The sequence below is a fragment of the Haloarcula sp. K1 genome, from assembly GCF_001647155.1.
Taxonomy (GTDB): domain Archaea; phylum Halobacteriota; class Halobacteria; order Halobacteriales; family Haloarculaceae; genus Haloarcula; species Haloarcula hispanica.
Window position 1 is genome coordinate 38,153 of record NZ_LRHL01000042.1, and the last position, 22,029, is coordinate 60,181.

30 protein-coding genes and 1 pseudogene are annotated in these 22,029 nt (G+C 64.3%); 11 read left to right on the forward strand and 20 right to left on the reverse strand.

The features are described from left to right. Nucleotides 1–39 precede the first annotated feature (39 nt). The 7 genes from AV929_RS12605 to AV929_RS12635 all read right to left on the reverse strand — a co-directional run bounded on the left by AV929_RS12605 (nt 40) and on the right by AV929_RS12635 (nt 3,538). Entirely contained in the window at nt 40–612 is a 573-nt protein-coding gene (locus AV929_RS12605; protein WP_008310088.1) for a DUF655 domain-containing protein, read from the reverse strand. A 179-nt stretch (nt 613–791) separates the two neighbouring features. After that, nucleotides 792–1,148: an RNA polymerase Rpb4 family protein gene (locus AV929_RS12610; protein ID WP_008310086.1), complete on the reverse strand. Its 357-nt coding sequence runs from the start codon at nt 1,146–1,148 to the stop codon at nt 792–794. Then, the gene (locus AV929_RS12615) at nt 1,145–1,435 is read right to left on the reverse strand and encodes a 50S ribosomal protein L21e (protein WP_004593356.1); all 291 of its coding nucleotides are present in this window, start codon (nt 1,433–1,435) and stop codon (nt 1,145–1,147) included. The genes AV929_RS12610 and AV929_RS12615 overlap by 4 nt, the downstream gene beginning before the upstream one ends. Nucleotides 1,436–1,548: 113 nt before the next feature. After that, entirely contained in the window at nt 1,549–1,815 is a 267-nt protein-coding gene (locus tag AV929_RS12620; RefSeq protein ID WP_004593354.1) for an elongation factor 1-beta, read from the reverse strand. A gap of 2 nt (nt 1,816–1,817) precedes the next feature. Then, complete coding sequence (locus AV929_RS12625; protein WP_004516620.1) at nt 1,818–1,997, reverse strand: HVO_2753 family zinc finger protein; 180 nt, start codon at nt 1,995–1,997, stop codon at nt 1,818–1,820. Nucleotides 1,998–2,069: 72 nt separating this feature from the next. Next, nucleotides 2,070–2,669, reverse strand: coding sequence for a hypothetical protein (locus tag AV929_RS12630; RefSeq protein ID WP_014039916.1), 600 nt, complete (start codon nt 2,667–2,669; stop codon nt 2,070–2,072). Then, nucleotides 2,666–3,538, reverse strand: a complete 873-nt coding sequence (locus AV929_RS12635) for a 3-hydroxyacyl-CoA dehydrogenase family protein (RefSeq protein ID WP_064288428.1) — start codon at nt 3,536–3,538, stop codon at nt 2,666–2,668. The genes AV929_RS12630 and AV929_RS12635 overlap by 4 nt, the downstream gene beginning before the upstream one ends. A 143-nt stretch (nt 3,539–3,681) precedes the next feature. Between AV929_RS12635 and AV929_RS12640 the strand changes: the two genes are divergently transcribed. Together AV929_RS12640 and AV929_RS12645 are read left to right on the forward strand one after the other, a co-directional pair. Beyond that, on the forward strand, nt 3,682–4,650 hold the full coding sequence (locus AV929_RS12640) for a sugar phosphate isomerase/epimerase (protein ID WP_064288429.1): 969 nt from the start codon (nt 3,682–3,684) through the stop codon (nt 4,648–4,650). Nucleotides 4,651–4,743: 93 nt separating this feature from the next. Next, a pseudogene (locus tag AV929_RS12645) lies at nt 4,744–5,456 on the forward strand (TIGR00266 family protein). 31 nt (nt 5,457–5,487) lie between these two features. Here the strand turns inward: AV929_RS12645 and AV929_RS12650 are convergent. Then, the gene (locus AV929_RS12650; RefSeq protein ID WP_004962786.1) at nt 5,488–5,868 is read right to left on the reverse strand and encodes a cyclic nucleotide-binding/CBS domain-containing protein; all 381 of its coding nucleotides are present in this window, start codon (nt 5,866–5,868) and stop codon (nt 5,488–5,490) included. A 102-nt stretch (nt 5,869–5,970) separates the two neighbouring features. Here AV929_RS12650 and AV929_RS12655 point away from each other — a divergent pair, with 102 nt between their 5' ends. Both AV929_RS12655 and AV929_RS12660 read left to right on the forward strand, forming a co-directional pair. Then, nucleotides 5,971–7,080 carry a Gfo/Idh/MocA family protein gene (locus AV929_RS12655; protein ID WP_064288507.1) on the forward strand — a complete coding sequence of 370 codons (1,110 nt, stop codon included), beginning with the start codon at nt 5,971–5,973 and terminating at the stop codon, nt 7,078–7,080. A 47-nt stretch (nt 7,081–7,127) separates the two neighbouring features. Beyond that, nucleotides 7,128–8,309: a redox-regulated ATPase YchF gene (locus tag AV929_RS12660; RefSeq protein WP_064288430.1), complete on the forward strand. Its 1,182-nt coding sequence runs from the start codon at nt 7,128–7,130 to the stop codon at nt 8,307–8,309. Nucleotides 8,310–8,345: 36 nt separating this feature from the next. Here AV929_RS12660 and AV929_RS12665 read toward each other — a convergent pair whose 3' ends face one another. After that, nucleotides 8,346–9,272, reverse strand: coding sequence for a hypothetical protein (locus AV929_RS12665; RefSeq protein ID WP_050006868.1), 927 nt, complete (start codon nt 9,270–9,272; stop codon nt 8,346–8,348). A 77-nt stretch (nt 9,273–9,349) separates the two neighbouring features. On the opposite strand from AV929_RS12665, the gene hisD reads away from it, so the two are divergent. Both hisD and AV929_RS12675 read left to right on the forward strand, forming a co-directional pair. Further along, nucleotides 9,350–10,621: a histidinol dehydrogenase gene (gene hisD, locus AV929_RS12670; RefSeq protein WP_064288431.1), complete on the forward strand. Its 1,272-nt coding sequence runs from the start codon at nt 9,350–9,352 to the stop codon at nt 10,619–10,621. A gap of 100 nt (nt 10,622–10,721) precedes the next feature. Then, nucleotides 10,722–11,096 carry an iron-sulfur cluster assembly accessory protein gene (locus AV929_RS12675; protein WP_004516609.1) on the forward strand — a complete coding sequence of 125 codons (375 nt, stop codon included), beginning with the start codon at nt 10,722–10,724 and terminating at the stop codon, nt 11,094–11,096. Here AV929_RS12675 and AV929_RS12680 read toward each other — a convergent pair whose 3' ends face one another. The 7 genes from AV929_RS12680 to AV929_RS12710 all read right to left on the reverse strand — a co-directional run bounded on the left by AV929_RS12680 (nt 11,097) and on the right by AV929_RS12710 (nt 14,917). Then, on the reverse strand, nt 11,097–11,297 hold the full coding sequence (locus AV929_RS12680; protein WP_004593332.1) for a dodecin: 201 nt from the start codon (nt 11,295–11,297) through the stop codon (nt 11,097–11,099). Between the two features lie 47 nt (nt 11,298–11,344). After that, nucleotides 11,345–12,004 (reverse strand): hypothetical protein, encoded by a 660-nt coding sequence (locus AV929_RS12685; protein ID WP_014039924.1) that lies wholly within the window; start codon nt 12,002–12,004, stop codon nt 11,345–11,347. After that, a complete protein-coding gene (locus AV929_RS12690; RefSeq protein ID WP_064288432.1) occupies nt 12,001–12,621 on the reverse strand; it encodes a hypothetical protein in 621 nt (206 codons plus the stop codon). The genes AV929_RS12685 and AV929_RS12690 overlap by 4 nt, the downstream gene beginning before the upstream one ends. Before the next feature lie 60 nt (nt 12,622–12,681). After that, nucleotides 12,682–13,596 carry a metal-dependent hydrolase gene (locus AV929_RS12695; protein WP_050037771.1) on the reverse strand — a complete coding sequence of 305 codons (915 nt, stop codon included), beginning with the start codon at nt 13,594–13,596 and terminating at the stop codon, nt 12,682–12,684. Between the two features lie 66 nt (nt 13,597–13,662). Next, nucleotides 13,663–14,196 (reverse strand): mechanosensitive ion channel domain-containing protein, encoded by a 534-nt coding sequence (locus AV929_RS12700; RefSeq protein ID WP_014039927.1) that lies wholly within the window; start codon nt 14,194–14,196, stop codon nt 13,663–13,665. Nucleotides 14,197–14,220: 24 nt separating this feature from the next. Then, nucleotides 14,221–14,553: a hypothetical protein gene (locus AV929_RS12705; protein ID WP_050006866.1), complete on the reverse strand. Its 333-nt coding sequence runs from the start codon at nt 14,551–14,553 to the stop codon at nt 14,221–14,223. 124 nt (nt 14,554–14,677) lie between these two features. Beyond that, nucleotides 14,678–14,917: a DUF5816 domain-containing protein gene (locus tag AV929_RS12710; protein WP_064288433.1), complete on the reverse strand. Its 240-nt coding sequence runs from the start codon at nt 14,915–14,917 to the stop codon at nt 14,678–14,680. Between the two features lie 72 nt (nt 14,918–14,989). On the opposite strand from AV929_RS12710, the gene AV929_RS12715 reads away from it, so the two are divergent. Beyond that, nucleotides 14,990–16,348, forward strand: a complete 1,359-nt coding sequence (locus AV929_RS12715) for a bifunctional UDP-sugar hydrolase/5'-nucleotidase (protein WP_064288434.1) — start codon at nt 14,990–14,992, stop codon at nt 16,346–16,348. A 32-nt stretch (nt 16,349–16,380) separates the two neighbouring features. Beyond that, nucleotides 16,381–16,827 (forward strand): universal stress protein, encoded by a 447-nt coding sequence (locus AV929_RS12720; protein WP_050006865.1) that lies wholly within the window; start codon nt 16,381–16,383, stop codon nt 16,825–16,827. Here the strand turns inward: AV929_RS12720 and AV929_RS12725 are convergent. Next, nucleotides 16,797–17,846, reverse strand: coding sequence for a mechanosensitive ion channel family protein (locus AV929_RS12725; RefSeq protein WP_064288435.1), 1,050 nt, complete (start codon nt 17,844–17,846; stop codon nt 16,797–16,799). The genes AV929_RS12720 and AV929_RS12725 overlap by 31 nt on opposite strands. Nucleotides 17,847–18,004: 158 nt before the next feature. Here AV929_RS12725 and AV929_RS12730 point away from each other — a divergent pair, with 158 nt between their 5' ends. Continuing rightward, a complete protein-coding gene (locus AV929_RS12730) occupies nt 18,005–18,739 on the forward strand; it encodes a proteasome assembly chaperone family protein (RefSeq protein WP_064288436.1) in 735 nt (244 codons plus the stop codon). Nucleotides 18,740–18,864: 125 nt separating this feature from the next. Continuing rightward, nucleotides 18,865–19,059: a hypothetical protein gene (locus AV929_RS12735; RefSeq protein ID WP_014039934.1), complete on the forward strand. Its 195-nt coding sequence runs from the start codon at nt 18,865–18,867 to the stop codon at nt 19,057–19,059. Between the two features lie 13 nt (nt 19,060–19,072). On the opposite strand, the gene AV929_RS12740 is transcribed toward AV929_RS12735, so the two are convergent. Together AV929_RS12740 and AV929_RS12745 are read right to left on the reverse strand one after the other, a co-directional pair. Continuing rightward, nucleotides 19,073–19,294, reverse strand: coding sequence for a hypothetical protein (locus AV929_RS12740; protein WP_014039935.1), 222 nt, complete (start codon nt 19,292–19,294; stop codon nt 19,073–19,075). 174 nt (nt 19,295–19,468) lie between these two features. Beyond that, complete coding sequence (locus tag AV929_RS12745) at nt 19,469–20,320, reverse strand: translation initiation factor eIF-2B (RefSeq protein ID WP_064288437.1); 852 nt, start codon at nt 20,318–20,320, stop codon at nt 19,469–19,471. Between the two features lie 90 nt (nt 20,321–20,410). On the opposite strand from AV929_RS12745, the gene AV929_RS12750 reads away from it, so the two are divergent. Continuing rightward, entirely contained in the window at nt 20,411–20,842 is a 432-nt protein-coding gene (locus AV929_RS12750; protein ID WP_023843188.1) for a type IV pilin, read from the forward strand. A 22-nt stretch (nt 20,843–20,864) separates the two neighbouring features. Here the strand turns inward: AV929_RS12750 and AV929_RS12755 are convergent, their stop codons facing one another. Continuing rightward, complete coding sequence (locus AV929_RS12755; protein WP_050037777.1) at nt 20,865–21,959, reverse strand: DoxX family protein; 1,095 nt, start codon at nt 21,957–21,959, stop codon at nt 20,865–20,867. Nucleotides 21,960–22,029 lie beyond the last annotated feature (70 nt).

Genomic DNA, 22,029 nt, shown 5'->3' on the forward strand with positions numbered 1-22,029 from the left:
ACTGGTGGCTGTCAGCTTCGCTGCTTGCAGCCGACAGTGTTACGAGGACTGCTCCTCGCGCCGGACGAACAGCCGGTACTTCAGGTCGTCGTCCTGTAGCTCTTCGAGTATCCGCTCGACAAGTGTCTCTTTGGGGCTGTGGAGGCCGCTGACGCGCTCTTCGAGGTCTTCAAAGCTCTCGAAAGGCTTTCGCTTCCGCTCGTCGAGAAGCGTGTTCCGGAGCTTCTTCCCGATACCCGGCAGGAGGTTCAGCTGGTGGAGCCGCAGCGTGATCGGCTGGGCGTCGTTGTAGAAGTCGACGAACCGCTGTTCGTTCGCTTCGACGATTTCCTCGACGGCGTAGTCAAGCTCCGAGCGGGCACCGCTCGGGATATCCTCGAACTCGACTTCCGTCACGCGGCCGAACTCCGTCAGGTCGACGCGGTCACCGAATGCAATATCAACGTCCTTGTCGTCGAGCTGGAGCTCGTAAATGTAGAACTCCTCGACGTCGAGCGCGTACGCGAGCGGCTCCTTCTGGTGCTGTGGCCGGTCGTCTCCGGGCCGCCCGTGTGGGAGGACATCGAGGACAGCCGCCATCATAGAGTCGCCGCCGCTCTCCGATTCAGTCATGCCAGGCAGTACGACCACAGCACACTTAATGCCGGTGGATGCCCCGAACCGCGACACGGAGCGCCGTCGCTATTTTCGCTTCGGTCCAGCGGCAGCGGAAACTAGATCTCGACCGCGTAGCTGGTCGTCCGTGAAAGTAGGGATAGAGCGGCGAAGAGCCGAACTGACGATTGTCCTCGCTACGCGTACTGCTTGACGATGTTGAGAATCTCGTCGAGTTCGTCGCCATCGAGCGTGTACCGCTCCTTGGCGAACACGGCGCGGAGCTCGTCGCGGTCCAGCGGCCGCAGGTTCGCGATCTTGTAGGCCGTCGGCGTGTCGACCTTTTCGAGTTCTTCGAGGTCTTCGACCAGCTGCAGCGACTCCTCGGGGTCGAGGACGGCAAAGCGGTTGACGTGCTCGATAGCCCGCTTGAGCTCGTAGCGCATCTCGCGGTCCTCCTCGGCCGCCCGCTCCATCTCGAGGTCTTCGAGTATCTCCTTGGTCTCCGCGACCGTCAGGAACTCCTCACTGACCTTCTCTTTGAATATCGTCATTCTTGCCGGCGCAGGTGCGCAGCGGTGACGATGATGGTCTTCGCCTTGCCACCGTCGACGATGTCGACCTTGTACGCGTCACCCTGCTTCCCTTCGACGGTTCCGGTCTGGCCGTCGAACCGCGGGTGGAAGCGGCCGTTCGGCACTGACGGGTCGATCTTGAGGTGGACTTTCTCGCCGTCGTCGAACTCTTCGACGGCGCGCTGTGGCGGCGAGGTGCCGCGGTCGCGGGGCTTGTTCTTGAGCTTGTCTCGTGTTCCTTCGAGGGGTCCGTTTGAACTAGGCATTCTTGCTCCTCGCTAATCCGGTCGCCCTAATAAAACGTGCGTTCCGCGACCGTCGCTGGTCACGCTCTTGCAGTCGCTACAGACCCGAGTGGAAAACTACAGCGGTGAGTCGATTACAGGCGGCCGGTGCTCTCGACGGAGACCGACTCGACGTCATCGACGTTCGCAAAGGCCTCTTCGACGGCTTCCGTCCCGCCGGTGTCGTCAGGGACGATGACTGTCGGCGTCAGCGCGACGAGGCCGAACGCGACGTCCTCGCGCTCGAACCCGTTGATCTTCGTTCCTTCCGGAAGCACGCCCTCGAGACGCTCCTGCAGGTCGTCGAGGTCGACTTCGGGGCTTTCCGGCATGACCTTGATCTTGGCTGCTACTTTCCCCATTGTTATGGCCCCATGAAGCCGCAGTCCGGGCATTTGTAGAGGTTGCTCTGCTTCCGGCAGGTGGCACAGCGGTAGATCTGCTGTCCACAGTCCGGGCACTTGAACGCGGCGGCGTTCGTGCCGGCGATGTTGATGCCACACGAGACGCACTTGCGCGCCTGTTTCTGTTGGCTCTCGCTCATACCACTCCGTATCCGACCGCGGCTTTTAACGATTGCCAAACGCGACCGCCACCGCGAGTGACTGCCATGGCCCTAGTTCCCGGGCAGGATGTCCCCGAGCGCAGCGCCGATTGCCATGGGGACGAACGCCACGGCACAGATGCAGGCCGACTCGTAGACGACCGCAGGCTCGGTCGACCACTCGACCAGCCCCCAGCCAGTAAGCAGCGCGACGGAGACGACGAGTGCCGTCCCGGTGACGCCGACGAGTCGCCGCGGGATGAATCCGAAAATCGGGTTCGCCACCCGAACGTCCTGAAACTCGGCCACGTACAGAATGGAGATGACTAGCCCGACAGCGATAGCGACTGTCGCGGCGAGATACAGCGGGTGCTGGGCGATGTGTAGCCCGGCGTCGACTGTCCCGCCCTCGACAGCCATGGGAATCCCGAACAGCAGCGAGCCGAGCAGCGCCTCCGCGAGGTCGGACCGGCCGAAGCCCCAGACGACCCGGCCGAAGGTCGCTGGCTCGTGGTCCTGGGAATCCGCGGCCGCGCGCATCGCGTCCCGGACCTGCCGTCGCTCGTCTTCGGAGTCGACGAGCTGTTCCAGCTCCTGAAGTTCGTCGAACAGGGCCGCAAATTCGTCGTCATCTCCATCCGGTTCGACCGGAGGGCGGTTCGACTGGCTCATCTGAACTCGGGCTCGCTATCTCGCGTTGGGACGTCCGGGTCCGGGTCGGCACCGGCCGTCGGGGTACCCTCCTCCCAGACGTAGAACCCCTCGCCGGTGACAGCGCCTCGCTGTCCGTCCTCGACCTTCCGGCGGAGCAACGCTGGTGGTTCGAACCGCTCGTCGAGCCGGTCGGCGAGGTCTTCGAGCGCGGTTAGCACTGTTTCCAGCCCGTGGCGGTCGGCCCGGACGAGTGGCCCGTCGCGGTCTGAATCGCCACGCTCGAACGTGCGGTCGATATCTCGAATCCCCGCGACGCCGTCCTCGACCATCCGAACGGCTTCGGCAATGGTAGCGAGTTCGAGGCGTAGCGCGGCAAATCCCGGCGTGTCGCGGACGACGACCGGCGACGCGTCCAGGCTCTCGACGAAGTCGGTGACTCGGTCGCGGGTCGCCGCCGTCGTCTGTTCGGCGATGACCACCTCGACAATAGCGCCGTCCGGCGGGTCAACGAGGTTGAGGCCGACGGCCCGGTCCGGGCTCCGCAGGCCGGTCGCGACTGCGGTCACCGACAGCGACGTGTCGCTGACGGCGATGAGCGTCTCATCCTCGACCATCGTCTCAGTTTCGGCGACCACTTCTCGGTGGCTGTCCGTCCCACCGTCGGTCGCGTCGATGACGATACCGCTGCCGCTGACGGCGCTTTCGAGTCCGGTGGTTCCGTCGATACCGGCCGAGAGGTCCCTGTTGAATGCGCGCCGGATCTCGTCGACCCGGTCCATCACGTCCGACGCATCCGTTCCCCGAAGACGCACTTCGTGGCCCGCACGGACACATCGCTGTGCGACATCCCGCCCCCGCTGTCCGGTTCCGAGTACGGCCACAATCATGACAGTACCACCGCACTCCCGGCGTTAATCCTTTACGCCGCGGTCTGTCGCGGTCCGCCTCTGGTCTGTACTGCTTGTGGGCTGGATAGCGAGGCCGGAGCGACGGCAGTACGCTTTTTTCGACACCGGCTGTATCGCCGCGCATGGACATTGGTGTACTGACGGTCCCGCTGGGCGGACAGTCACTCGACGACACGCTGGCGTATCTCAGCGACTTAGGCGTCGACGCGGTCGAACTGGGGTGTGGCGGCTTCCCCGGCGACGACCACCTCGACCGGCAGGCGTATCTCGACAACGAGGAGAAACAGGCCGAACTCGAGGCGCTTTTAGACGAACACGACCTCCGGGTGAGCGCGCTGGCGACCCACAACAATCCGCTCCATCCCGACGACGACCAGGCCGCCGAGGCCGACCGGGAACTCCGGGAAGCGATCCGGCTGGCCGACCAGCTCGACGTGAACACCGTTACGGGGTTCTCTGGCCTGCCTGCCGGCGGCCCGAACGACGAGGTGCCGAACTGGATCACCGCGCCGTGGCCGACCGAACACGCCGACGCCCACGAGTACCAGTGGCGCGTCGCCGACGAGTACTGGTCGGACCTCGCGGCCCACGCCGGCGCACACGACGTGGACATCGCCATCGAGATGCATCCCAATATGCTGGTGTACGAACCCCGCGGGCTGCTCGAACTCCGCAGGCGGACGAACGACCGAATCGGCGCGAACTTCGACCCGTCGCATCTATACTGGCAGGGCATCGATGTGACCGAGGCCATCCGCCTGCTCGGCGAGCACGACGCCATCCACCACTTCCACGCCAAGGACACGAAGGTGTACGAGTCAAACGCCCGGGAGAAGGGTGTGCTAGACACAGCGCCGTACACAGACGAAGCGGACCGGTCGTGGCTGTTCCGCTCTATCGGCTACGGCCACGACGAGTCCCACTGGAAAGACGTGGTGTCGACGCTGCGGATGGTCGGCTACGACGGTGCGCTCTCCATCGAACACGAGGACTCACTCACTAGCGCACGCGAGGGACTGGAGAAGGCCGTCGACGTGCTCGACCGCACCGTCTTCGAGACCCAGCCCGGCGACGCCTACTGGGCGGAGTAGCCGATACGGCCACCAGCACGACCGTTTCTGGCACTTACGCTTATATAGTGTCTGTGTGATACTACGACTGGACTACCGTATCCAGTGACACTTATGGACATCGAACTCACACACAAGCCCTCGTACACGCACGTCCGCGTTGCGCTCGACAGCGGCGAATCGATACTCGCGGAACCCGGCGCGATGGTCAGCCACTCGCCGACCATCGAGATCGAGACGACGACCAGCCGGGACGGCCTCCTCAGCTCCGCGAAGTCGATGCTCGGCGGTGAGTCGCTCCTAGCGAACGAGTTCACCGCGCAGGGCGGTTCGGGCACCCTGACCCTCGCGCCGCCCACGCCCGGTGACGTACACCATCACGAACTCACTGGCGAGACGCTGTACGCCGTCGACGGGGCGTTCCTCGCAGCCGACCCGGATATCGACATCGATTCGGAGTTCGGCGGCATCAAGTCGATGCTGGCCGGCGCGAGCATCACGCCGCTGGCGCTGAAAGGACCGGAAACGTCCTCATCGAGGCCTTCGGCGGGCTGGAAACCGTCGAACTCGACGCCGGCGAGTCCTACACAATCGACAACGACCACGTCGTCGCCTGGGAGGAGTCAGTCAACTTTGACGCCCACCGCGTCGGCGGGCTGAAGTCGACGCTGCTCAGCGGCGAGGGCCTCGTGATGGATTTCACCGGCCCCGGAACGGTCTGGTATCAGACGCGCGGCCTCGGCTCGTTTACCTCGGCTATCGCTGACGCGCTGCCCGGAACGGGTGACAACGACGGTGATGCGTCCGGTCTTGACGACTTCATCTGACTGTCGGAAGTCCGCTGGAGAACAGCCGCGTTCAGGAGAGTGCTTGCGTGATATCCGTCGACGACACCATGCCGACGTAGTCCTGATGCTCGTCGATGACGGGGAGGTGCTTGATGTCGTAGGTCGTCATCATCGCGGCGGCCTCGCCGAGTTCGAGAGAGGTCGTCACCCGCTCGACCGGCGACGTCATCACGTCGCCGACGGTCGCCGACGAGAGGTCCTTCCCGCTTGCGACGGCATCAACGATGTCGGTGGTGGTGATGATACCCGCCTCTGCCCCCGGCACGAAGATGCCGTTGATGTTCTGCGCTTGCATCTGCGTCGCGGCCGCTTTGACGGTTTCGTCGGCAGAAATCGTCTCTAACGGCGTCGACATGATATCCTCGATACGAACGGTCGTTTCAGTGGCCATGGAGTATCAACACGGGCATCCGGTTTTGGCTTTTCCCTCGGGGCGGCCCGCTGCCCTGCCGTCACCATGAGCGTTATTTCGGCTCCGAGTGAACAGCCGGCTATGACCCTCGATATCGGTATGCTCGGCTACCGCTTCATGGGCAAGGCCCACGCAAACGCGCTGGACCGCCTGCCCATGTTCTTCCCCGAAGCGCCCGCCGTCAACAAGGACGTGCTCGTCGGCCGCGACGAGGACGCGCTGGCCGACGCGGCCGACCAGTTCGGCTTCGACCGGACCGCGACCGACTGGCAGGACGTCGTCGACGAGGTGGACGTGTTCTACAACCTCGGCCCGAACCACGTCCACGCCGAACCGTCTATCGCAGCGCTGGAGGCCGGGACGCCGACGTTCTGTGAGAAACCGCTCGCGCCCACGCTCGATATGGCCGAAGAAATGGCCGAGACCGCCGCGGACGCCAGCGTGCCCGCGGGCGCGGCGTTCAACTACCGCTTCGTCCCGGCCATCCAGTACGCGAAGGGGCTCATCGCCGACGGCGAACTCGGCGAGATTCACCACTTCCGCGGGCAGTACCTCCAGGACTGGCTGGTCGATCCCGACGCGCCGTGGTCCTGGCGCAACGACGAGGAGATGGCTGGCAGCGGGGCGCTCGGCGACCTCGGGTCGCACACGGTCGATCTAGCCCGGTTCCTGCTCGGCGACGCCGCCGGCGAGATAACGGACGTGAGCGGTCACCTCCGGACGTTTACCGAAGAACGCCCCGTAGAGGGGAGCGACGAGACGCGCCCGGTGACCGTCGATGACGCCTACAGCGCACAGATTGCTTTCGACAGCGGCGCGATGGGAACGCTCGAAGCATCGCGGGTCGCCAACGGCCACAAAAACGCTCACACCATCGAAATCGAGGGGTCGAAGGGCGCAATCAAGTTCGACCTCGAACGGCTGAACGAACTGCAGGTGCTCACCGAGGGTGACCGCGGCTTCCAGCAGGTGCTTATCACCGACGAAGACGACCCCTACGTCGACCACTGGTGGCCCCCCGGCCACGTCATCGGCTGGGAGCACACGTTCGTCCACGAGAATTACGAGTTCCTCTCGGCCGTGGCCGATGGCAGGCAACAGGAGCCGTCCTTCGCCGACGGCCTCGCCGCACAGCGAGTCCTCGACGCCATCGAACAAAGTGACGACCGCGGCGAGCGGGTCAGCCTGTAGGGCCGCGAACCGAAACCCCCTTTCGGCGGCCACTGGTAGGTCCTGGCATGCTCTCTATCGCGCTGGCCGGGAAGCCGAACGCCGGCAAGTCTACTTTCTACAAGGCGGCCACGATGGCCGACGTCGACGTCGGAAACTACCCGTTCACGACCATCGACGCCAACCGCGGCGTCAGCCACGTCCGAACGGAGTGCCCCTGTCTCGACCGAGAGGAGCGCTGTGGCGACGACAACTGCCGAGACGGCAAGCGCTACGTCCCGGTGGAGCTCATCGACGTGGCCGGCCTCGTCCCCGGCGCACACGAGGGTCGCGGCCTCGGGAACCAGTTCCTCGACGAGCTGTCGACCGCCGACGTGATTCTCAACGTCGTCGACGCCTCCGGCGGGACTGACGCCGAGGGCGAACCGGTCGAGGTCGGTGAACACGACCCCGTTGAGGACGTCCACTTCGTCGAGGAGGAGATGGATCTGTGGCTCGCCAGCATCGTCGAGCGCAACTGGGAGTCCATCGAACGGCAGTCCCGCTCGCCGGATTTCAAACTCGACGAGTCGCTCGTGGATATGCTGGCCGGTGTCGGGGCCTCCGAACTCGACGTGGCGCGGACGCTGCGGGACCTGGAGTACCCAGAGGACCCCATCGCCTGGACCGACGAGCACCGCGAGGCGCTGGCGACAGAGATCCGCCAGCGGACGAAGCCGCTCGTCGTCGTCGCGAACAAGGCCGACATCGCCCCCGAGGGGAACATCGAGGCCCTGCAGGAGGCCGCCGACGTGGTCGTGCCCGTGACGGCCGACGGCGAACTCGCGCTACGCAACGCCGCGCAGGCCGGGGTCATCGACTACGACCCGGGCGACCCGGACTTCGACATTGTCGGCGACGTGAGCGACCAGCAACGCGAGGGGCTGAACCGCATCCGCGGCGTCATGGAGGAGTACGGCGGCACCGGCGTCCAGGGCTCCCTTGACACCGCCGTCTACGACCTGCTCAACCATCTGACGGCCTACCCCGTCCAGAACGAAACGCACTGGACCGACGGCCAGGAGAACGTCCTCCCCGACGCGTTCCTGCTGCGCCAGGGCGCAACGCCCAAAGACCTCGCCTACGCCGTCCACTCGGACATCGGCGACGGGTACATCCACGCCGTCGACGCCCGCGAGAACCGGCGCATCAGCGATGAGACGGAACTTGAGGAGGGAGCGGTCATCAAAATCGTCAGCGACGCGAACTGAGCGCGCGGACGGCGCTACAACCGCCATCTCGGCCACCTATTTCGGCAGCAGGTCCCGAAGCGTTGCCCGAATATCCTCGCTCCCGGGACTCTGTGGCACTTGCCCGAGCACGTCCTGACCGAGTCGCTCTGTCGTCGCACCGACTGAAAGCCTGTCCAAGAGCGACCCGTATTTTAGCGCCAGTCGCGGCGACACGTCGAACAGCAGGTCACGCTTCCCGATGAGCGAATGGGTTATCGACAGAATTTCGACGGCGTTGTCGACGTACTGCTGTCTGGCGTCGTCGTCACCGTAGCCAGCCAGCGCAGCCAGCAGGAACCCCTCCAGTTCGGCCTCGCGGTCGTGCAGCGCTGGCGGGTCCGAGAGGACGGTCGTCCCGTCGGGCCGTTCCGGGAGCATACTCCGGCGCGGCGCATACGAGAGGACAGCACCAGTGGTGGGCGTGGTTGCAGCGGGCAGTGGTACAGACAGGCGCTTCGAGGGGTTCGTGTCGGTGAAGACGACGTGGAAGTTCGCCGGTTCGCCGCGCACCGGCTCGTCCCAGCCGTCTGGAACGTGCTCGTAGCCGCGCCGGAGCGCCTCCCGAAGCGTGCGCACAATCCGCCCGCCCTCGCCCTGGAGTTCCAGATGGAGCACGACGGGACCGTCGCCGCTCTCGTCGATGAGAGACCACAGGGCCGGAAGCGCGTCCGCAGCGCCAGCCGAGAGTTCGTAGCAGACGGCGTCTCGCTCTGCAGCCAGCAGCCGGGCGAGCGTGCCGCCGCGCCAGCCAGTCAGGTCGGCCACGTAGAACCACGGGATGGTGTGTATTGGGCCGACTGCGGCGTCGCCGGCCGCCGTGTCGATAGTTGGTGGGACGGTCTCCAGATAGCTATCAATAGTCGCCAGTTCGGGCGCGAAATACTCGGTCGTCGCCGGAGGGAGGTCGGTCGTCCGGCGACGGTGGTCGTCGAGTGAGGCCATAGGCGGTGTATGTCCGAGTGCCGGAAAACGCTGACGAGAAGGGAAACCCGTTTTTTGCCCCGTCCCGAACCAGGGGTATGAACGTACGGACGATAGCCGACCTGGGGCCCGACGAGCGGGCCGCTTTCTTCGACCGCGACGCCGGCGTCGACGCCGTCAGAGACGACGTGCGCGATATCGTCTCGGCAGTCCACGAGGAGGGCGACGTGGCGCTCCGGCGCTTCGCCGAGGAGTTCGACGACGTGTCGGTGGGCAACATCGACATCACGGACGCCGCCGAGCGAGCCTACGAGGAAATCGACGACGACGTGTGCGACGCTATCGAGGACGCCGCGGCGAACATCCGCGCGTTCCACGAGCGGCAGGTTCCCGAGGACTGGCGCGACGATTTCGAGGGGCGGGAACTCGGTCGTCGGTACCGCCCGCTTGACAGCGCCGGCGTGTACGCGCCCGGCGGCACGGCGGCGTACCCCTCCAGCGCGCTGATGGGCGTCATCCCGGCGAAGGTCGCCGGCGTCGAGCACGTCGCCGTCGCCACCCCGCCAGCCGAGGAGGTCAACCCCGTCACGCTGGCCGCCATCCACGTCGCTGGCGCTGACGCCGTCTACCAGGTCGGCGGCGCACAGGCCATCGCGGCGCTGGCCTACGGGACCGAGACGGTCAGCGCGACGGACATCGTCGTCGGCCCCGGCAACCGCTGGGTCACAGCGGCGAAGGCCGAGGTCCGTGGCGACGTGGCAATCGACTTCTTGGCCGGCCCCTCCGAAGTTATGGTCGTCGCCGACGGCGACGCGGACCCGAAACTGGTCGCGGCAGACCTCGTTGCACAGGCCGAACACGACGAGAACGCCTCTGTCGTCGCCGTCACCGACGACGCGGACCTCGCCGAGCAGGTCGTCGATGCCGTTGACGAGCAGGCTGACGGCCGGGAGCGCGAGGCAGTCATCCGCGCCGCACTGGACAACGACACATCTGGCGTCCTCCTCGCTCGTTCGATGAGCGAAGCCGTCCTCTTCGCCGAGGAGTACGCCGCCGAACACCTCTCGATTCAGGCCGCTGACGACGAATCGCTCCTCGAACGGATTCCCTCCGCCGGGTCCGTGTTCCTCGGCCCGTACAGCCCCGTTGCAGCCGGCGACTACGCGACCGGGACGAACCACGTCTTGCCGACCGGCGGCAACGCGCGGGTCACCGGCGGTCTCTCCGTAGACACGTTCGTCCGGTCGACGACTGTCCAGCGCCTCTCGGAGGACTCGCTGAGCGATATTTCGGACACGATCACGACTCTCGCCGAAGCCGAAGGGCTGGAAGCCCACGCCGAGAGCGTCCGCAAACGGTTCGAGGAGTAAAGCGGTTCCTGGGACTTTCTCGCAGGTCAACTCAGGACGTATCCCTCCGAGCGGTCCTATCGGCGTCACTGTTAACACGTTCGGGCGTCCACGTAAGTGTATGAGCAGCACAGCGGACGACGGCGATCCGAACCTCGGAGGCGAGGACGTAGCCGTCACCGAGCAGGCAGCGGGCGAGGCACTGGACCTCCTCGAAAGCGAGGGAATGGACGTCGAAGAATCCGGGCTTCGCCTGTACGTCCAGCAGGGCGGCTGTGCCGGACTCTCCTACGGGATGCGATTCGAACACGCACCTGAGGAAGACGACGAAGTGTTCGAGCGAAACGGGCTCCGCGTGTTCGTCGACGACGCCAGCATCGACTACATCGAGGGGTCGGTACTGGACTACGAGGGCGGCCTGCAGGGGGCCGGGTTCCACGTCCAGAACCCGAACGTGGTCAGCGAATGCGGTTGTGGCGAGTCCTTCCGGACGTAGCTACTCTTCGAGTTCGAACGCCACGACGACTTCGGCCTGGTACTCGCGGCCCTCGACGCCGGCGATCTCGACGCCGAGTTCCTCCACCTCGACCCACTTGAGATTGTCAAGTGTCGCCTCCGCGCGTTCGATGGCGTCGTCAGCGGCTTTGTCGAAGCTTTCCGAACTGGTCCCGATCAGCGTGATTTTCTTGAAAACCATATGCGTGAGATTGATTCACACGTCCATGTCATAAAAGTACGGACAGGTCACTGAGACTGCCGGTCGAGCAACGTCTCGACGTGACCGACCACGCCGGTGAGGTGTGCGGTCCCCCAGATTGCCACGATGATGGCACCGATAGCGTCGAACACGAGGTCGAGCATCGTGTCGCTGAGACCGAACTGTGTCAGAATCGTGTCGTTCCCGGTCGCCGACGCGGCGAGCGTAATCGAGAACTCGATGACCTCCCAGAGCACGCCGAAGGCCATCACGAACAGGAGGAGGAACACGAACATGAACCGCGAGGGAATCGATATCTCGTCGGTGTGCTCGTCGAGCGCACGGACCGTCGTGTATCCGACCGCGGCGACGACCGACGACGAGAGGGCGTGGGTGAAGTGGTCCCACCACCAGATGGTGACGTAGAAGTTCTCTTCGGACCCAGGCAATCCGACAGTTCCGAGTGCGTGAAAGAACGCCGCCGACGTAATCCACAGCGTCAGCGCGGGGTCGAGCGTGATGCCGTAGTCCCGTTCCAGCAGCGCCGGGAGTTGTGTGACGAGGATTGCGACGCCCGAATTGACGATGATGCCGACGTTGCCCCGCTCGATACCGACCGCCAGGAGCCCGATGAGTGCGAGTGACAGGGCTCGCGAGAGCAGTTGTTGTGTCGCCGGACTGATTCGGAGGCGGTCACGGACCTTCATACGTCCGGCTGGACCTCCTCGGGGACGCGACTGGTCCCGGCCTGCTGTCGGACGTAGTACGCGAAAACCACGCCAGCGCCGATACCGGCGATGGTCGACGCGACGAACTCCCACATCACCGCTTCCTCGATGACGTGTTCTGACACCGTCGGATCGAGGATGAAGGTGGTCCCGAAGAACTGGTCGGCCACCCAGCGGACGACCGCCCAGACGCCGGCGGTGGCCATCGTGGTGATGGCGACGAAGACGACGGCGAACCGGGGCGTCATCCGGACGGGGGTAAAGAGCTGGAGTTCGACGGCGAGGATGAGCGCGATGGCGGCGACCGAGAGGTAGGTCGCGAGATTACCGGTCATCGAGAGCGTCGCAAACAGGCGACCGACGACGGGCAGTGCCGCCAGCAGGAGGATTTCCCAGGGGAGCATGGCGTCCCGGTTACGCAATAGAACCGGCGGAAACAGCGCCAGTGCCGCGACGGCAGCCGCGAACCCGGCCCACAGCACGTCGGCCTGAACAGCACTCGTCACAGAAACGGCGGCGAGCATGGCGACGATGCACCACGCCGCGAGGGCGTTGACGCGCCTGTCCCGGAGCAACCGCGCTACGTCTCGGCTCATAGTGTCAGGTGAGCCGCGACTCGAAAAACCCTATCGACCGATGCCGGCGGCGTGGGCTGTTCAGATAGCGCCATACGCCATGGCATACGCGAGCGCAGCGATGGTCACCGCCGCCAGCCCCGTCACGACGGTCTCCAGCCAGTCGACGCCGTCACTGAACGGCCGGGTCGGCGCTCCGACGACGCCCAGTGCGAGGACGCTGAACACGAAGTGCGCCGACCGTTCGAGCGTCGGTGCGGGCAAGAACAGGACGGCCGCCCCGTAGCCGATTCCCAGCGCTGCCCGGGGGCGGACGAGTTCGGTCAGCGTGTATCCACGGAGGTGGACGTAGGTCCACACGGCGAGCCAGACCGTCGCCAGTTCGATAGCGAACGCCGCCAGGAGGTGCGTGGTCGGGTCGGGGTGGAGTATCACCCGCTCGGCGACGAGTGTCACGTCGAAGGGGTAGAAGAACGGGGGCGGGCCGCCAGTGAAGAGGTCACCGAACGGGTGGGTGAGCAGTCCAAGTAGGGCCAGCCCGGCCACCGTTCGGGGGCTGATATCGCGGGACTGTGCGACCGTGGCGACACCGAGCACGGCCAGGACGAACACGAGCATCACGAGTCCTGCGATGGGGCCGCTGAGTACGCCTGTGAGAACAGTCGCTGCGACGCCGATTGCCAGCGATGCAATTCGGGCGGGCCGTGATTCGGTCGCCCAGAGACCGGCCGCGACAGCGAGTGCCGCCCCCAGCAGGAGCGAGTGCGTCGGCCCGCGGTGGACGACGTTCGCGGTCTCCCAGAAGCCGTCCGCCGTCAGATTCTCGGCGGCTCCGACGAGCAGCCCGAAGGGGGCGTAGACGATGTCGACGTCGGGAACCGCGGCGAACAGGCCAGCGATGACGCCCAACTGGACCGCACGCTCGCGGGAGAGTCCAAGCCACCACGCGGCGAGGCCTCCGAGGGCGAACGCGAACAGCGCGTGCCCGACGAACATACGCCGAGTACGACGGCAATACGCTTAAACTCCATGTGTGACGGGATAGCGCGGGCCTCGGCCCGCTCAGGCCTCGGAATCGACTTTCGTCCAGCGTTCTTCGATGGCCGCGTTAGCCCTGACGACAGTATCGCCGTCGACCCGGAACCGCGTCTTCCGGAGTTCGATGGCGGCCACCTCACCGGTGGTGTCGCCGGCTGTGATCGTGTCGCCTGGGTTGAAGTCGGGGTCGCGGAGGAGGTAGACGCCAGCGACGGCGTCCTTGATCATCTCCGAGAGCGCGTAGGAGACGCCGAGCGCGAGGAAGCCGGTCGCCGTGCCCAGCGACGCGGCGATGGCGGTCAGGCCGACGATAGAGAGGAAGGATAGCGCCACGCCGAACCACAGGAACACGAGCACGATGACCCCGAGAAACTGTCGATAGACGGGTGACTCGCCGGGCAGCGACCGCTTCAGAACCGCCCGGACGACGACCATGATGGCTTTGATGCCCACTGCGGCGATTACGAGAAAGACGAACCCAGTTATGAGACGCGGGAGCGCGTCGACGACATTCGTGACTAGCTGTTCGAGCGCTCGATTGATGACACCGACTTGCACGCCGGATGGTGGACGGAGAGCCCCCTAAGTGTTGGCGTCAGCCGACATTGTTGTGTCGCCGGGGTGACGGACCACCTCGTAGTCACCGTCCTCGGTAATACCGATGACAGCCCAGTCATAGGATACGTCTCGTCGAGTGAGACGGCGGCTGAGGTGCGTTGCCTCGCCCGTTCGTGTGACGAAACAGCGCAAGTCGCCGCTCTCGGGTATCGGGTCCTGCGAGTCGAGCACTGAGACAGTGACGACGCGCCAGTCGCGTTCCGCTCGCAGTTCGGTGCCAGTGCGCGACACGGTGTATCCGAGGTCGTCGAATATCGACCGGGCCTGCTCGTCGAGTGATGTGGTAACGGCCCCCATCTGAGAGTCAGTACCACCGGCTATCTGATAAACGTTCCCACTAGCTATGTGGCTGACAGTTCGGCCGGCGACACAGCCGTCGAAAAACGCGGAACAGCACGGGTCTGTCACCCGGACCCGACTGTTACTCGTGGGCCGCGTCCCACTCCTCAGCCTTGCGGAGGTTCGAGCAGTCGTTACAGCGGATGCGGCCCATCGAGTCCATCGCGTTGTTGAACGTCTCACAGTTGCTACAGAAGTAGCCCCAGCGCCGCTCGCGGTCGGCGTCGCGGTAGACGACGTGAAACGCGCCTTTCGTGCCGATGTCGCCGTCGCTCCTGTCGACGTACAGCGTCTCGCCGTCGGGACCTTCGAATGCGTCCATACGTACTCATGACGGGCCAGTGGCTAAATCACTGCGGAAACCATTAGTGGCTGGTTCCCCTGCACTGTGGGTGTGAGTCCCCGAATCATTCAGTACTCCGACGTGGAGAAAGCGTACGATACACCCGAGCGAATCGGACGGTTTGCGGGGACAGTCGCCGCTGCTGACGGTCCGGATGCGCTGGTGGTCGGCACGGGGGACAACACCGGTCCGGGAGTGCTGTCGCTGGTTACCGACGGCGAACAGTCGCTCGACCTCTTTACCGCGCTGACGCCCGCGTTCGAGACTCTGGGAAACCACGATTTCGACCACGGACTCGACGCGACGCGGGACATCATCGCCAGGTCTCCGCAGACGTGGCTGACGGCAAACGTTGCACAGGACGGTGCGCGGTTCGCCCGGCGATTGACTCGGCCGTCGGCGAGTCAAACCGTCGACGGGCACCAGATTGGTTTCGTCGGTGTAACGAGCCCCGACACAGCGTCGGCCAACCCACAGGCGACGACGCTGACGTTCACGGACCCTATCGAGGCCGTCGCCGAAGCTGCCACAGCACTTCGGGAAGATGGGGCCGAGAGCATCGTCGTGCTGTCACATCTGGGCCGTACCGACGAAGAACTGGCTCGCACCTGCGACGTGGACGTGATTCTCGGCGGGCACGTCCACGAGCGCCGCATCGACCGCGTTGCCGGCACGCTACTCACTAGACCGGGAGCTAACGGCAAGGCCGTCGTCGAGGTGGACCTCGACGGACCGGAACCGACTGCGCAGTTCCGCGAAACAGCCGACGGCCCTCTCGACGACCGCGTTGCGGAGGCTATCGAAGACCGACTCACCGCGGCGGGACTCGACGAGGTCGTCGGGTACATCGAAGAACCGCTGGTCCGGAGCCAGGCGACGACCTACGGCGGCGAGTGCCGACTCGGCAACCTCGTCGCGGACGCGTACCGGTGGGCGACAGGCGCGGACGTGGGCCTCCAGAACAGCGGTGGACTCCGGAGCGACACCGTTCCGCTGGACGGGGCGCTGACGGTCGCCGATATGGTTTCCATCGTCCCCTTCGAGGAACCACTGACCGTCGCCGAACTGACCGGGGCGGAGCTTCGGACGCTGTGTCGACAGGGCAGCGGGCGACAGGTCGCGTTCGGGGAACCGGACTGGTGGCACGCCCACCTCAGCGGCGTCGAACTGGTCTGGAACGACGACGCACAGACTATCGAGCGCCTGTGGGTCGATGGGCGACCGGTCCGCGACACCGAAACGTACACGCTCGCGACGAGCAACTACCTCTACTACACGGAGCTTGAGTTCCCGGTCCTGACCGAGTCCCACCGTGTCAGCGTCGCCGACGTGCAGTACGAGGCGCTGGCCGATTACGTCCGCCAGACGGATATCGCCCCGACCGTCGACGGGCGACTCACTCGTCGCTAGCGATTTAAACCTCGGCACGGTACATCTCGCCGATGCCACAGGTCGTCGTCCCAGTCAGATACCCGCTCTCGGAGAACTCCCGAGCCACGCTTGCGGAGGCCATTCAGATCGCCGACGAGGAGGACGCGGACCTCACCGTCTTACACGTTAATCTCTACCAGAACAGCCACCGGGTCGACCGGACGGAACTCAAACGTGCCGTCGAGCAGTCGTTCGGCCACGTCCCGCGGACGCGGTACGTCGTCCGGTCGGGGATGCTCGTCGAAGAGACGATTCTCGATGAGGTCGCCGCACAGGACGCCGACATTGTCGTCATCGGGAGCAAACAGGCGAGTCGCTGGCGACAGATGATCCGGCGGTTGGTTGACGACCCCGATGTCGAACAGTTCCTTCGCGAGGAACTCGACTGCGAAATCGTCACCGTCGAGCCGGATGCCCCGTCTAGCCGTCACTCGTCGGCGAGGTCGTCGGGGTCCTGACGCGGCGGGACGGGAGAGTCACCGGTGGCCGTGTGGCTCCGGCCACCGTTGTTCAGTCCGCTCAGTCCGTCGTTGAGTGAGACGTTCATCTCCCCGCTGGTGTCGTCGAAGTACAGGTGCGAGTGCGGGTAGGCGATTTCGACGTTTGCGTCTTCGAGCCGTCGCCAGACGTTCGTCTGGACCATCGAACGTGCGGCGAGCAGTTTGTACGGTTCAGTCACCCAGTACCGGAGCGTCAGCAACACGCCGTGGTCTGCGAAGTTGTTGATGTACACAGTCGGCGAGGCGGGGTATCGAGCCGCGCCGACGCGGATGTCCGGCCCGCCGGAGATAACGTTGTCAACTTCCCGAGCCGCCGCTTCGATGAGGGTCCGCGCGGCGGCGATGTCACTCTCGTACGTGACTAGGACGTCGAGTGACAGCCGTGTCCGTGAGTCCTCCGCCGAGTAATTGATAACGTCCCGCTGGCGGATCTCCCCGTTGGGGATGACGAGAAACGTATTGTCGAGCGTGAACATCTTCGTGTGTCTGAGCGTGATGTCCTCGACGAAGCCTCGCTGGCCAGTGTCGGCGAGTTCGATCATATCACCGATCTCGTAGGGCTGGTCGGCCAGCAGGAACATGCCGGAGATGTAACTGCCGAGGATCGGGGCGAGCACGACACCAACCACGGCCGAGAAGATAGCGACGGACAGACCGATATCCGTTAGCCGCAAGCCGTAGATGTTCAGAATGGTCAACAACGCGAAGATATACACACTGGCACGGATGCCGCGCAGTGCCGTTCGGGTGAGACTTGGCCGCCGGAACTGCTGGGCGACACGTCGCCCGAGTAGGCGGACGAGAAGCCTTGAAACGACGATTGCCAGCCCGACGACGATCAGGGACTCCCCGATGTTCACCACCCACATCGGAATATCGAAGGGCAACAGCCCACCGATGTCGGTAGCCACTTCGGTCGCGGTTTCGGTCGGTGTCGGAGTGGGTGTCTGCAAGGGCCAGACAGGGCCAAAACGCATGCCATGGAATCGACACCGCCCCGAGAAAAGGGTTCCCCTCCCGAACTACGTATACTGTCAGCTGTAACTATTTCAAGACATCCGCTACCCCGAGGTGGCGAAATTCTTCACAGACGTACAGCCGACAGTATTACCCCGCGCGGCCCGTCTGAAAAAACATGTCTTCCGATGACATCTCGGTGGTCCTCTCGGACGACCGACCACCGGTCGATACGCTGGCAGTCGGCGTCTCGGAGTACGGTCTGGCCGGCCTCACAGCCGTCGATTATCTCGCCGACCAGCATTCGATGCGCGAAGTCGGCCATCTGCGGACGCCGGGACCGCCGTTCATCACCCCATTCGAGAACGGAACGCCGAGACATCACACGCGGCTGTATGTCGACGAAGCAGCATCGTTTGCCGTCTTAGTCGGTGAGCGGTTCGTGCCGCCGGCCCAGGCTGGGTCGCTCGCTGAGGCAATCGTGACGGCTGGGCAAAAACTGGACGCTTCGAACATGACGATGCTCACCGGTGTCCCCATCGCACACGGCCCGGACGACCACGCCCCATTCTACATCGCAACGCCGGCGTACCAGGAAACGTATCTCGACGACACCGCCATCAGACCGATGGGGAACGGGTTCCTCGACGGATTGAGTGCGGAGCTTGTCACCCGAGGTATCGATGAGTCGTTTCCGACAGGCGTGTTCACGACGCCGACGCATCCGCAAGCGCCCGACGCCGCGGCCGCGATCAGACTGCTCACCGCGCTGAAAGAGACCCATGCAATCCAGATCGACACCGGTCCGCTGGAGGCCTTCGCCGCAAACATCGAGGCCCACTACCAGGCGCTCGCAGAACGGCTGGACGCTGCCGATACCGACCTACTGCCGGATGACCGAATGTATATGTAATTGCTAAAATTTGGAACGTTCGTCCATATTCCTATGGATTAAAACTATATCAATTCCACACTGTGCGTGAACAATAAAACATTTCGCCGACACCTTTTTCAGCGTACAGCGCGTTCCTTTCCTTGATGACCTCCACCGAAATCTATACCACTAGCGCGGTCGACTCAGACCCACCGCCACAGACGCGGTCCAAGACATCGCTGTTTTGCCCCAACTGCGGCCACGAGAGCGCAGTAACGGGCGACTGGACAGCCGAAGCAACGGAACACAGTCTACAGCTCCGGTGTCCGGACTGTGACACCGTCGTCCAACAGCGGTAGGACCACTACGTAATTACTCCTCATCCTCTGTAGACGAGGAGCCGTCAAGACTCTCAGCGGGCGGATTCACTTTGATGAACTCAACGACGAGATACACCACTGAGACGACGGCCAGTATGAGCAAGAAACCCGCTTCTGAAGAACTCTGCAGACTCACTCCAAGGGTGGCGAGCGTTGCAACGAGTACGGCGGTACACCGACGGATCGTCTGGCGGAGGAGGGCAGTGTCGTCCATACGTGGCTTCTTCACTGCCAGCAACAAGAACCTTCGACCCCGATTTCCGTTGCCGGGGACTCGTCTTGCCGGATGCGGAAAACAGTAGTCCGCCTCATACTGTTGGCTGTGACTATTTTAAGATATTCGCCACCCCGGGTGGCGAAATTCTTCACAGACTTACAGCCGACAGTATCAGTACTCGTGGATTCCGTCGTCAGTGACGACCGTATCAAGCAGGTGCGTCGGCGTGGCGTCGTAGGCCGGGTTTGCGACCTCGAACCCCTCCGCGGGTTCCCGGAGTACCTCAGATGGTGACCGGATCTCGTTTTCGAAGGCGAAGGCCCCGTCGACGTACTTCGCGGCGGCCCCGACGACCGTCACCGGCACGTCGTTGTCCGCCGCCGCCGTCGCAATCGGATAGGTGCCGATGCGGTTGTACAGCGTGTCGTCGACGATGCAGTCCATGCCGACGAGCACGCGGTCGACCTCTGGCATGAAGTGCCCGGCGGCGCTGTCGACGATGAGCGTGACGTCGACGCCGTCTCGGTCAGAGAGGTGGCGGGTCATCTTTCGACCGAGGAAGCGTGGTCGCGACTCCGTCACGTACACCTCGAAGCTGTGGCCGGCCTCGATGGCGTCGTCGATGGCCGCAAGGACCGTCGAGGAGAAGTCGTGGGTCAACAGCACGTCGTCGTCAGCGATCTCCGACACGGCGCGTGCAGCGGCGCGGTCTTTCGACGACTCCACCGACTCGACAACGTCGTCGATAGCCTCGGTAGTCAGTTCCTTGGCAGTCGCCACATCGTCGGGGTCCGCATCCGAGACAGTGGTCACGATTTTGTGCTGAGTGGTATGGAGGGAGGCATGGGAGGGGTTCGCCCGCCGGAGGGCGCTGCTGTTCCGGTCGAGCGAGCGGAGGTAGTCCTCGACCGTCGGGTACTCCCTGTCAGTCAGGTCCCGGAGCGCCTGGGCGGCTTTGACTGCGACCACGGAGGAACTGTGGGTCTGCATCTCCGAGATCTCCTCGACAGTCTCGTCTATCATACCGGTGGCTGTGAGTTGAACCGATATGTGTCTTCCCCTCGCCGTCGAACAGCATTTAACGCCGTCTCACATTAGGGGTGATAGACGGTCATGGGACGGTTCAGCACTGACACAGCCGGAATGACAGAGGGCATCGGCGTCGCCGTACTCATCGGACTGACACTACTCGTGACGGCTATCGTCGGGCTGAACGTCCTCGTCATCGAGGACGACGACAGCGGTGGCCCGCAGGCGAATTTCAGCTACGACTACGTCGAGGACAACGAACTGCTCATCGTCACACACGCTCGCGGCGACGAGTTCGAGGCGGGGAACGTCGAATTCGAAGGGCCGAGCAGAACGGTCACCTGGGCGCAGGTGGCGAACCGGGAGCCCGACGCGATGATTGGCCGGGGCGATATCGCACAGTTAAGCAGCGGGAACGCCTACGAGCGGCGGGTGGGTGCCCGGGACACGATTACGATATACCACAACGCGAGCGGGAACCGGACCCAGCTAGACCAGTGGGACGGCGCGAACTGACGGCGGTACTGCTGTAGACCAGTCAGTCCGCCGAAGCGACGGTCTCACGGTCGCTCTGTGCTGGCCGACCGAACCAGTCGTCGAAGGAGAGCGGCCCGGCACCCATCGTAAACACCGCCGAGGCCATTCCGAACAGCGTGATGTGTGCGAGTACCGGGTCGTCAGGCAGGCCGAACAGCGTCGTGGTGAACAGGACAAAGGAGACAGCCGCGGCTCCGCGGGTCATGAAGCCGAATATCAGCACTAGGCCGACCAGCATCTCGGTCAGGCCGGCCCCGAGCACCCACATCCCGGGGTCGACGGGGACGACGGCGGTGAGGTCGTACTTTTCGACGACCAAGAGCGCCTGGCCGGGGTCGGCGAGTTTCTGGAACAGTCCGAGGTAGATGAACGTCACACCCATGCCGACCCGGACGATGACCGGGACGTACTCGCGGTACGGTGCCGTCGCCGAGTCGAGAAAGCCCTTGAGATAGTGGACCGGGTCGACACGGCCGTAGTAGGTCCCGTCGGTGCTGGCGACCTGCTGGAGCATGTGGTCGGCGCTCGGGCGACCACCGCCCAGAATCAACAGTGCCAGAAAGGCCGGGACGTACTCCATAGCGAGAACGACGCCCGGGTCGACGGTCAGTGCCCACCCGTAAGTCAATAGCCCGATAGTCGTGACGATACGGGTCGCGAGCCCGAACAGGAGTGTGAACCCCAGCCCGATAAACAGGGCACGGACGAGCGGGTTCGTGGTCGGGTCAAACGTTACTGTGGGAGCGAACAGGTATCCCTGGAAGCCAGCGCCGACGAGCGGCAGCCCCACGCTGAGTCGGAGCATCCACGGGACGAGGTCCGCGTAGCCGACGAGTACGTCCCGGAGGATGACGATGTCCGCAATCGTCGGCCGAACCCAGAGGTACGTCGCGAGTCCGACGGTCACGGCCACGCCCGAGATGACGAAAACGGCCGCGTTCACCGGGTTCGACAGCACGGATATCGCAAACGCCACCGCGTCGAGGGCCTCCCCCGGCCCCCCGGTCACGTAGTCGACGTGCGCCGCCGCGGGTCGCGAAAAGAGAGTGAGAACGAGCGCGACAGTTCCGGCGAGACTCGGGATACGCGTCTTCATGCCTGACAATTCGTGGGCTAGCTACCTAATCCTTCGTTCGTTCCCTGCCGGTTCGACAGCCCACCTCTGT

What these genes read in the sequence shown, in the direction of transcription:
- AV929_RS12605 (WP_008310088.1), bottom strand. Translation starts at nt 612, where the DNA reads ATGACTGAATCGGAGAGCGGCGGCGACTCTATGATGGCGGCTGTCCTC.
- AV929_RS12610 (WP_008310086.1), bottom strand. Translation starts at nt 1,148, where the DNA reads ATGACGATATTCAAAGAGAAGGTCAGTGAGGAGTTCCTGACGGTCGCG.
- AV929_RS12615 (WP_004593356.1), bottom strand. Translation starts at nt 1,435, where the DNA reads ATGCCTAGTTCAAACGGACCCCTCGAAGGAACACGAGACAAGCTCAAG.
- AV929_RS12620 (WP_004593354.1), bottom strand. Translation starts at nt 1,815, where the DNA reads ATGGGGAAAGTAGCAGCCAAGATCAAGGTCATGCCGGAAAGCCCCGAA.
- AV929_RS12625 (WP_004516620.1), bottom strand. Translation starts at nt 1,997, where the DNA reads ATGAGCGAGAGCCAACAGAAACAGGCGCGCAAGTGCGTCTCGTGTGGC.
- AV929_RS12630 (WP_014039916.1), bottom strand. Translation starts at nt 2,669, where the DNA reads ATGAGCCAGTCGAACCGCCCTCCGGTCGAACCGGATGGAGATGACGAC.
- AV929_RS12635 (WP_064288428.1), bottom strand. Translation starts at nt 3,538, where the DNA reads ATGATTGTGGCCGTACTCGGAACCGGACAGCGGGGGCGGGATGTCGCA.
- AV929_RS12640 (WP_064288429.1), top strand. Translation starts at nt 3,682, where the DNA reads ATGGACATTGGTGTACTGACGGTCCCGCTGGGCGGACAGTCACTCGAC.
- AV929_RS12650 (WP_004962786.1), bottom strand. Translation starts at nt 5,868, where the DNA reads ATGGCCACTGAAACGACCGTTCGTATCGAGGATATCATGTCGACGCCG.
- AV929_RS12655 (WP_064288507.1), top strand. Translation starts at nt 5,971, where the DNA reads ATGACCCTCGATATCGGTATGCTCGGCTACCGCTTCATGGGCAAGGCC.
- AV929_RS12660 (WP_064288430.1), top strand. Translation starts at nt 7,128, where the DNA reads ATGCTCTCTATCGCGCTGGCCGGGAAGCCGAACGCCGGCAAGTCTACT.
- AV929_RS12665 (WP_050006868.1), bottom strand. Translation starts at nt 9,272, where the DNA reads ATGGCCTCACTCGACGACCACCGTCGCCGGACGACCGACCTCCCTCCG.
- hisD (WP_064288431.1), top strand. Translation starts at nt 9,350, where the DNA reads ATGAACGTACGGACGATAGCCGACCTGGGGCCCGACGAGCGGGCCGCT.
- AV929_RS12675 (WP_004516609.1), top strand. Translation starts at nt 10,722, where the DNA reads ATGAGCAGCACAGCGGACGACGGCGATCCGAACCTCGGAGGCGAGGAC.
- AV929_RS12680 (WP_004593332.1), bottom strand. Translation starts at nt 11,297, where the DNA reads ATGGTTTTCAAGAAAATCACGCTGATCGGGACCAGTTCGGAAAGCTTC.
- AV929_RS12685 (WP_014039924.1), bottom strand. Translation starts at nt 12,004, where the DNA reads ATGAAGGTCCGTGACCGCCTCCGAATCAGTCCGGCGACACAACAACTG.
- AV929_RS12690 (WP_064288432.1), bottom strand. Translation starts at nt 12,621, where the DNA reads ATGAGCCGAGACGTAGCGCGGTTGCTCCGGGACAGGCGCGTCAACGCC.
- AV929_RS12695 (WP_050037771.1), bottom strand. Translation starts at nt 13,596, where the DNA reads ATGTTCGTCGGGCACGCGCTGTTCGCGTTCGCCCTCGGAGGCCTCGCC.
- AV929_RS12705 (WP_050006866.1), bottom strand. Translation starts at nt 14,553, where the DNA reads ATGGGGGCCGTTACCACATCACTCGACGAGCAGGCCCGGTCGATATTC.
- AV929_RS12710 (WP_064288433.1), bottom strand. Translation starts at nt 14,917, where the DNA reads ATGGACGCATTCGAAGGTCCCGACGGCGAGACGCTGTACGTCGACAGG.
- AV929_RS12720 (WP_050006865.1), top strand. Translation starts at nt 16,381, where the DNA reads ATGCCACAGGTCGTCGTCCCAGTCAGATACCCGCTCTCGGAGAACTCC.
- AV929_RS12725 (WP_064288435.1), bottom strand. Translation starts at nt 17,846, where the DNA reads ATGCGTTTTGGCCCTGTCTGGCCCTTGCAGACACCCACTCCGACACCG.
- AV929_RS12730 (WP_064288436.1), top strand. Translation starts at nt 18,005, where the DNA reads ATGTCTTCCGATGACATCTCGGTGGTCCTCTCGGACGACCGACCACCG.
- AV929_RS12735 (WP_014039934.1), top strand. Translation starts at nt 18,865, where the DNA reads ATGACCTCCACCGAAATCTATACCACTAGCGCGGTCGACTCAGACCCA.
- AV929_RS12740 (WP_014039935.1), bottom strand. Translation starts at nt 19,294, where the DNA reads ATGGACGACACTGCCCTCCTCCGCCAGACGATCCGTCGGTGTACCGCC.
- AV929_RS12745 (WP_064288437.1), bottom strand. Translation starts at nt 20,320, where the DNA reads ATGATAGACGAGACTGTCGAGGAGATCTCGGAGATGCAGACCCACAGT.
- AV929_RS12750 (WP_023843188.1), top strand. Translation starts at nt 20,411, where the DNA reads ATGGGACGGTTCAGCACTGACACAGCCGGAATGACAGAGGGCATCGGC.
- AV929_RS12755 (WP_050037777.1), bottom strand. Translation starts at nt 21,959, where the DNA reads ATGAAGACGCGTATCCCGAGTCTCGCCGGAACTGTCGCGCTCGTTCTC.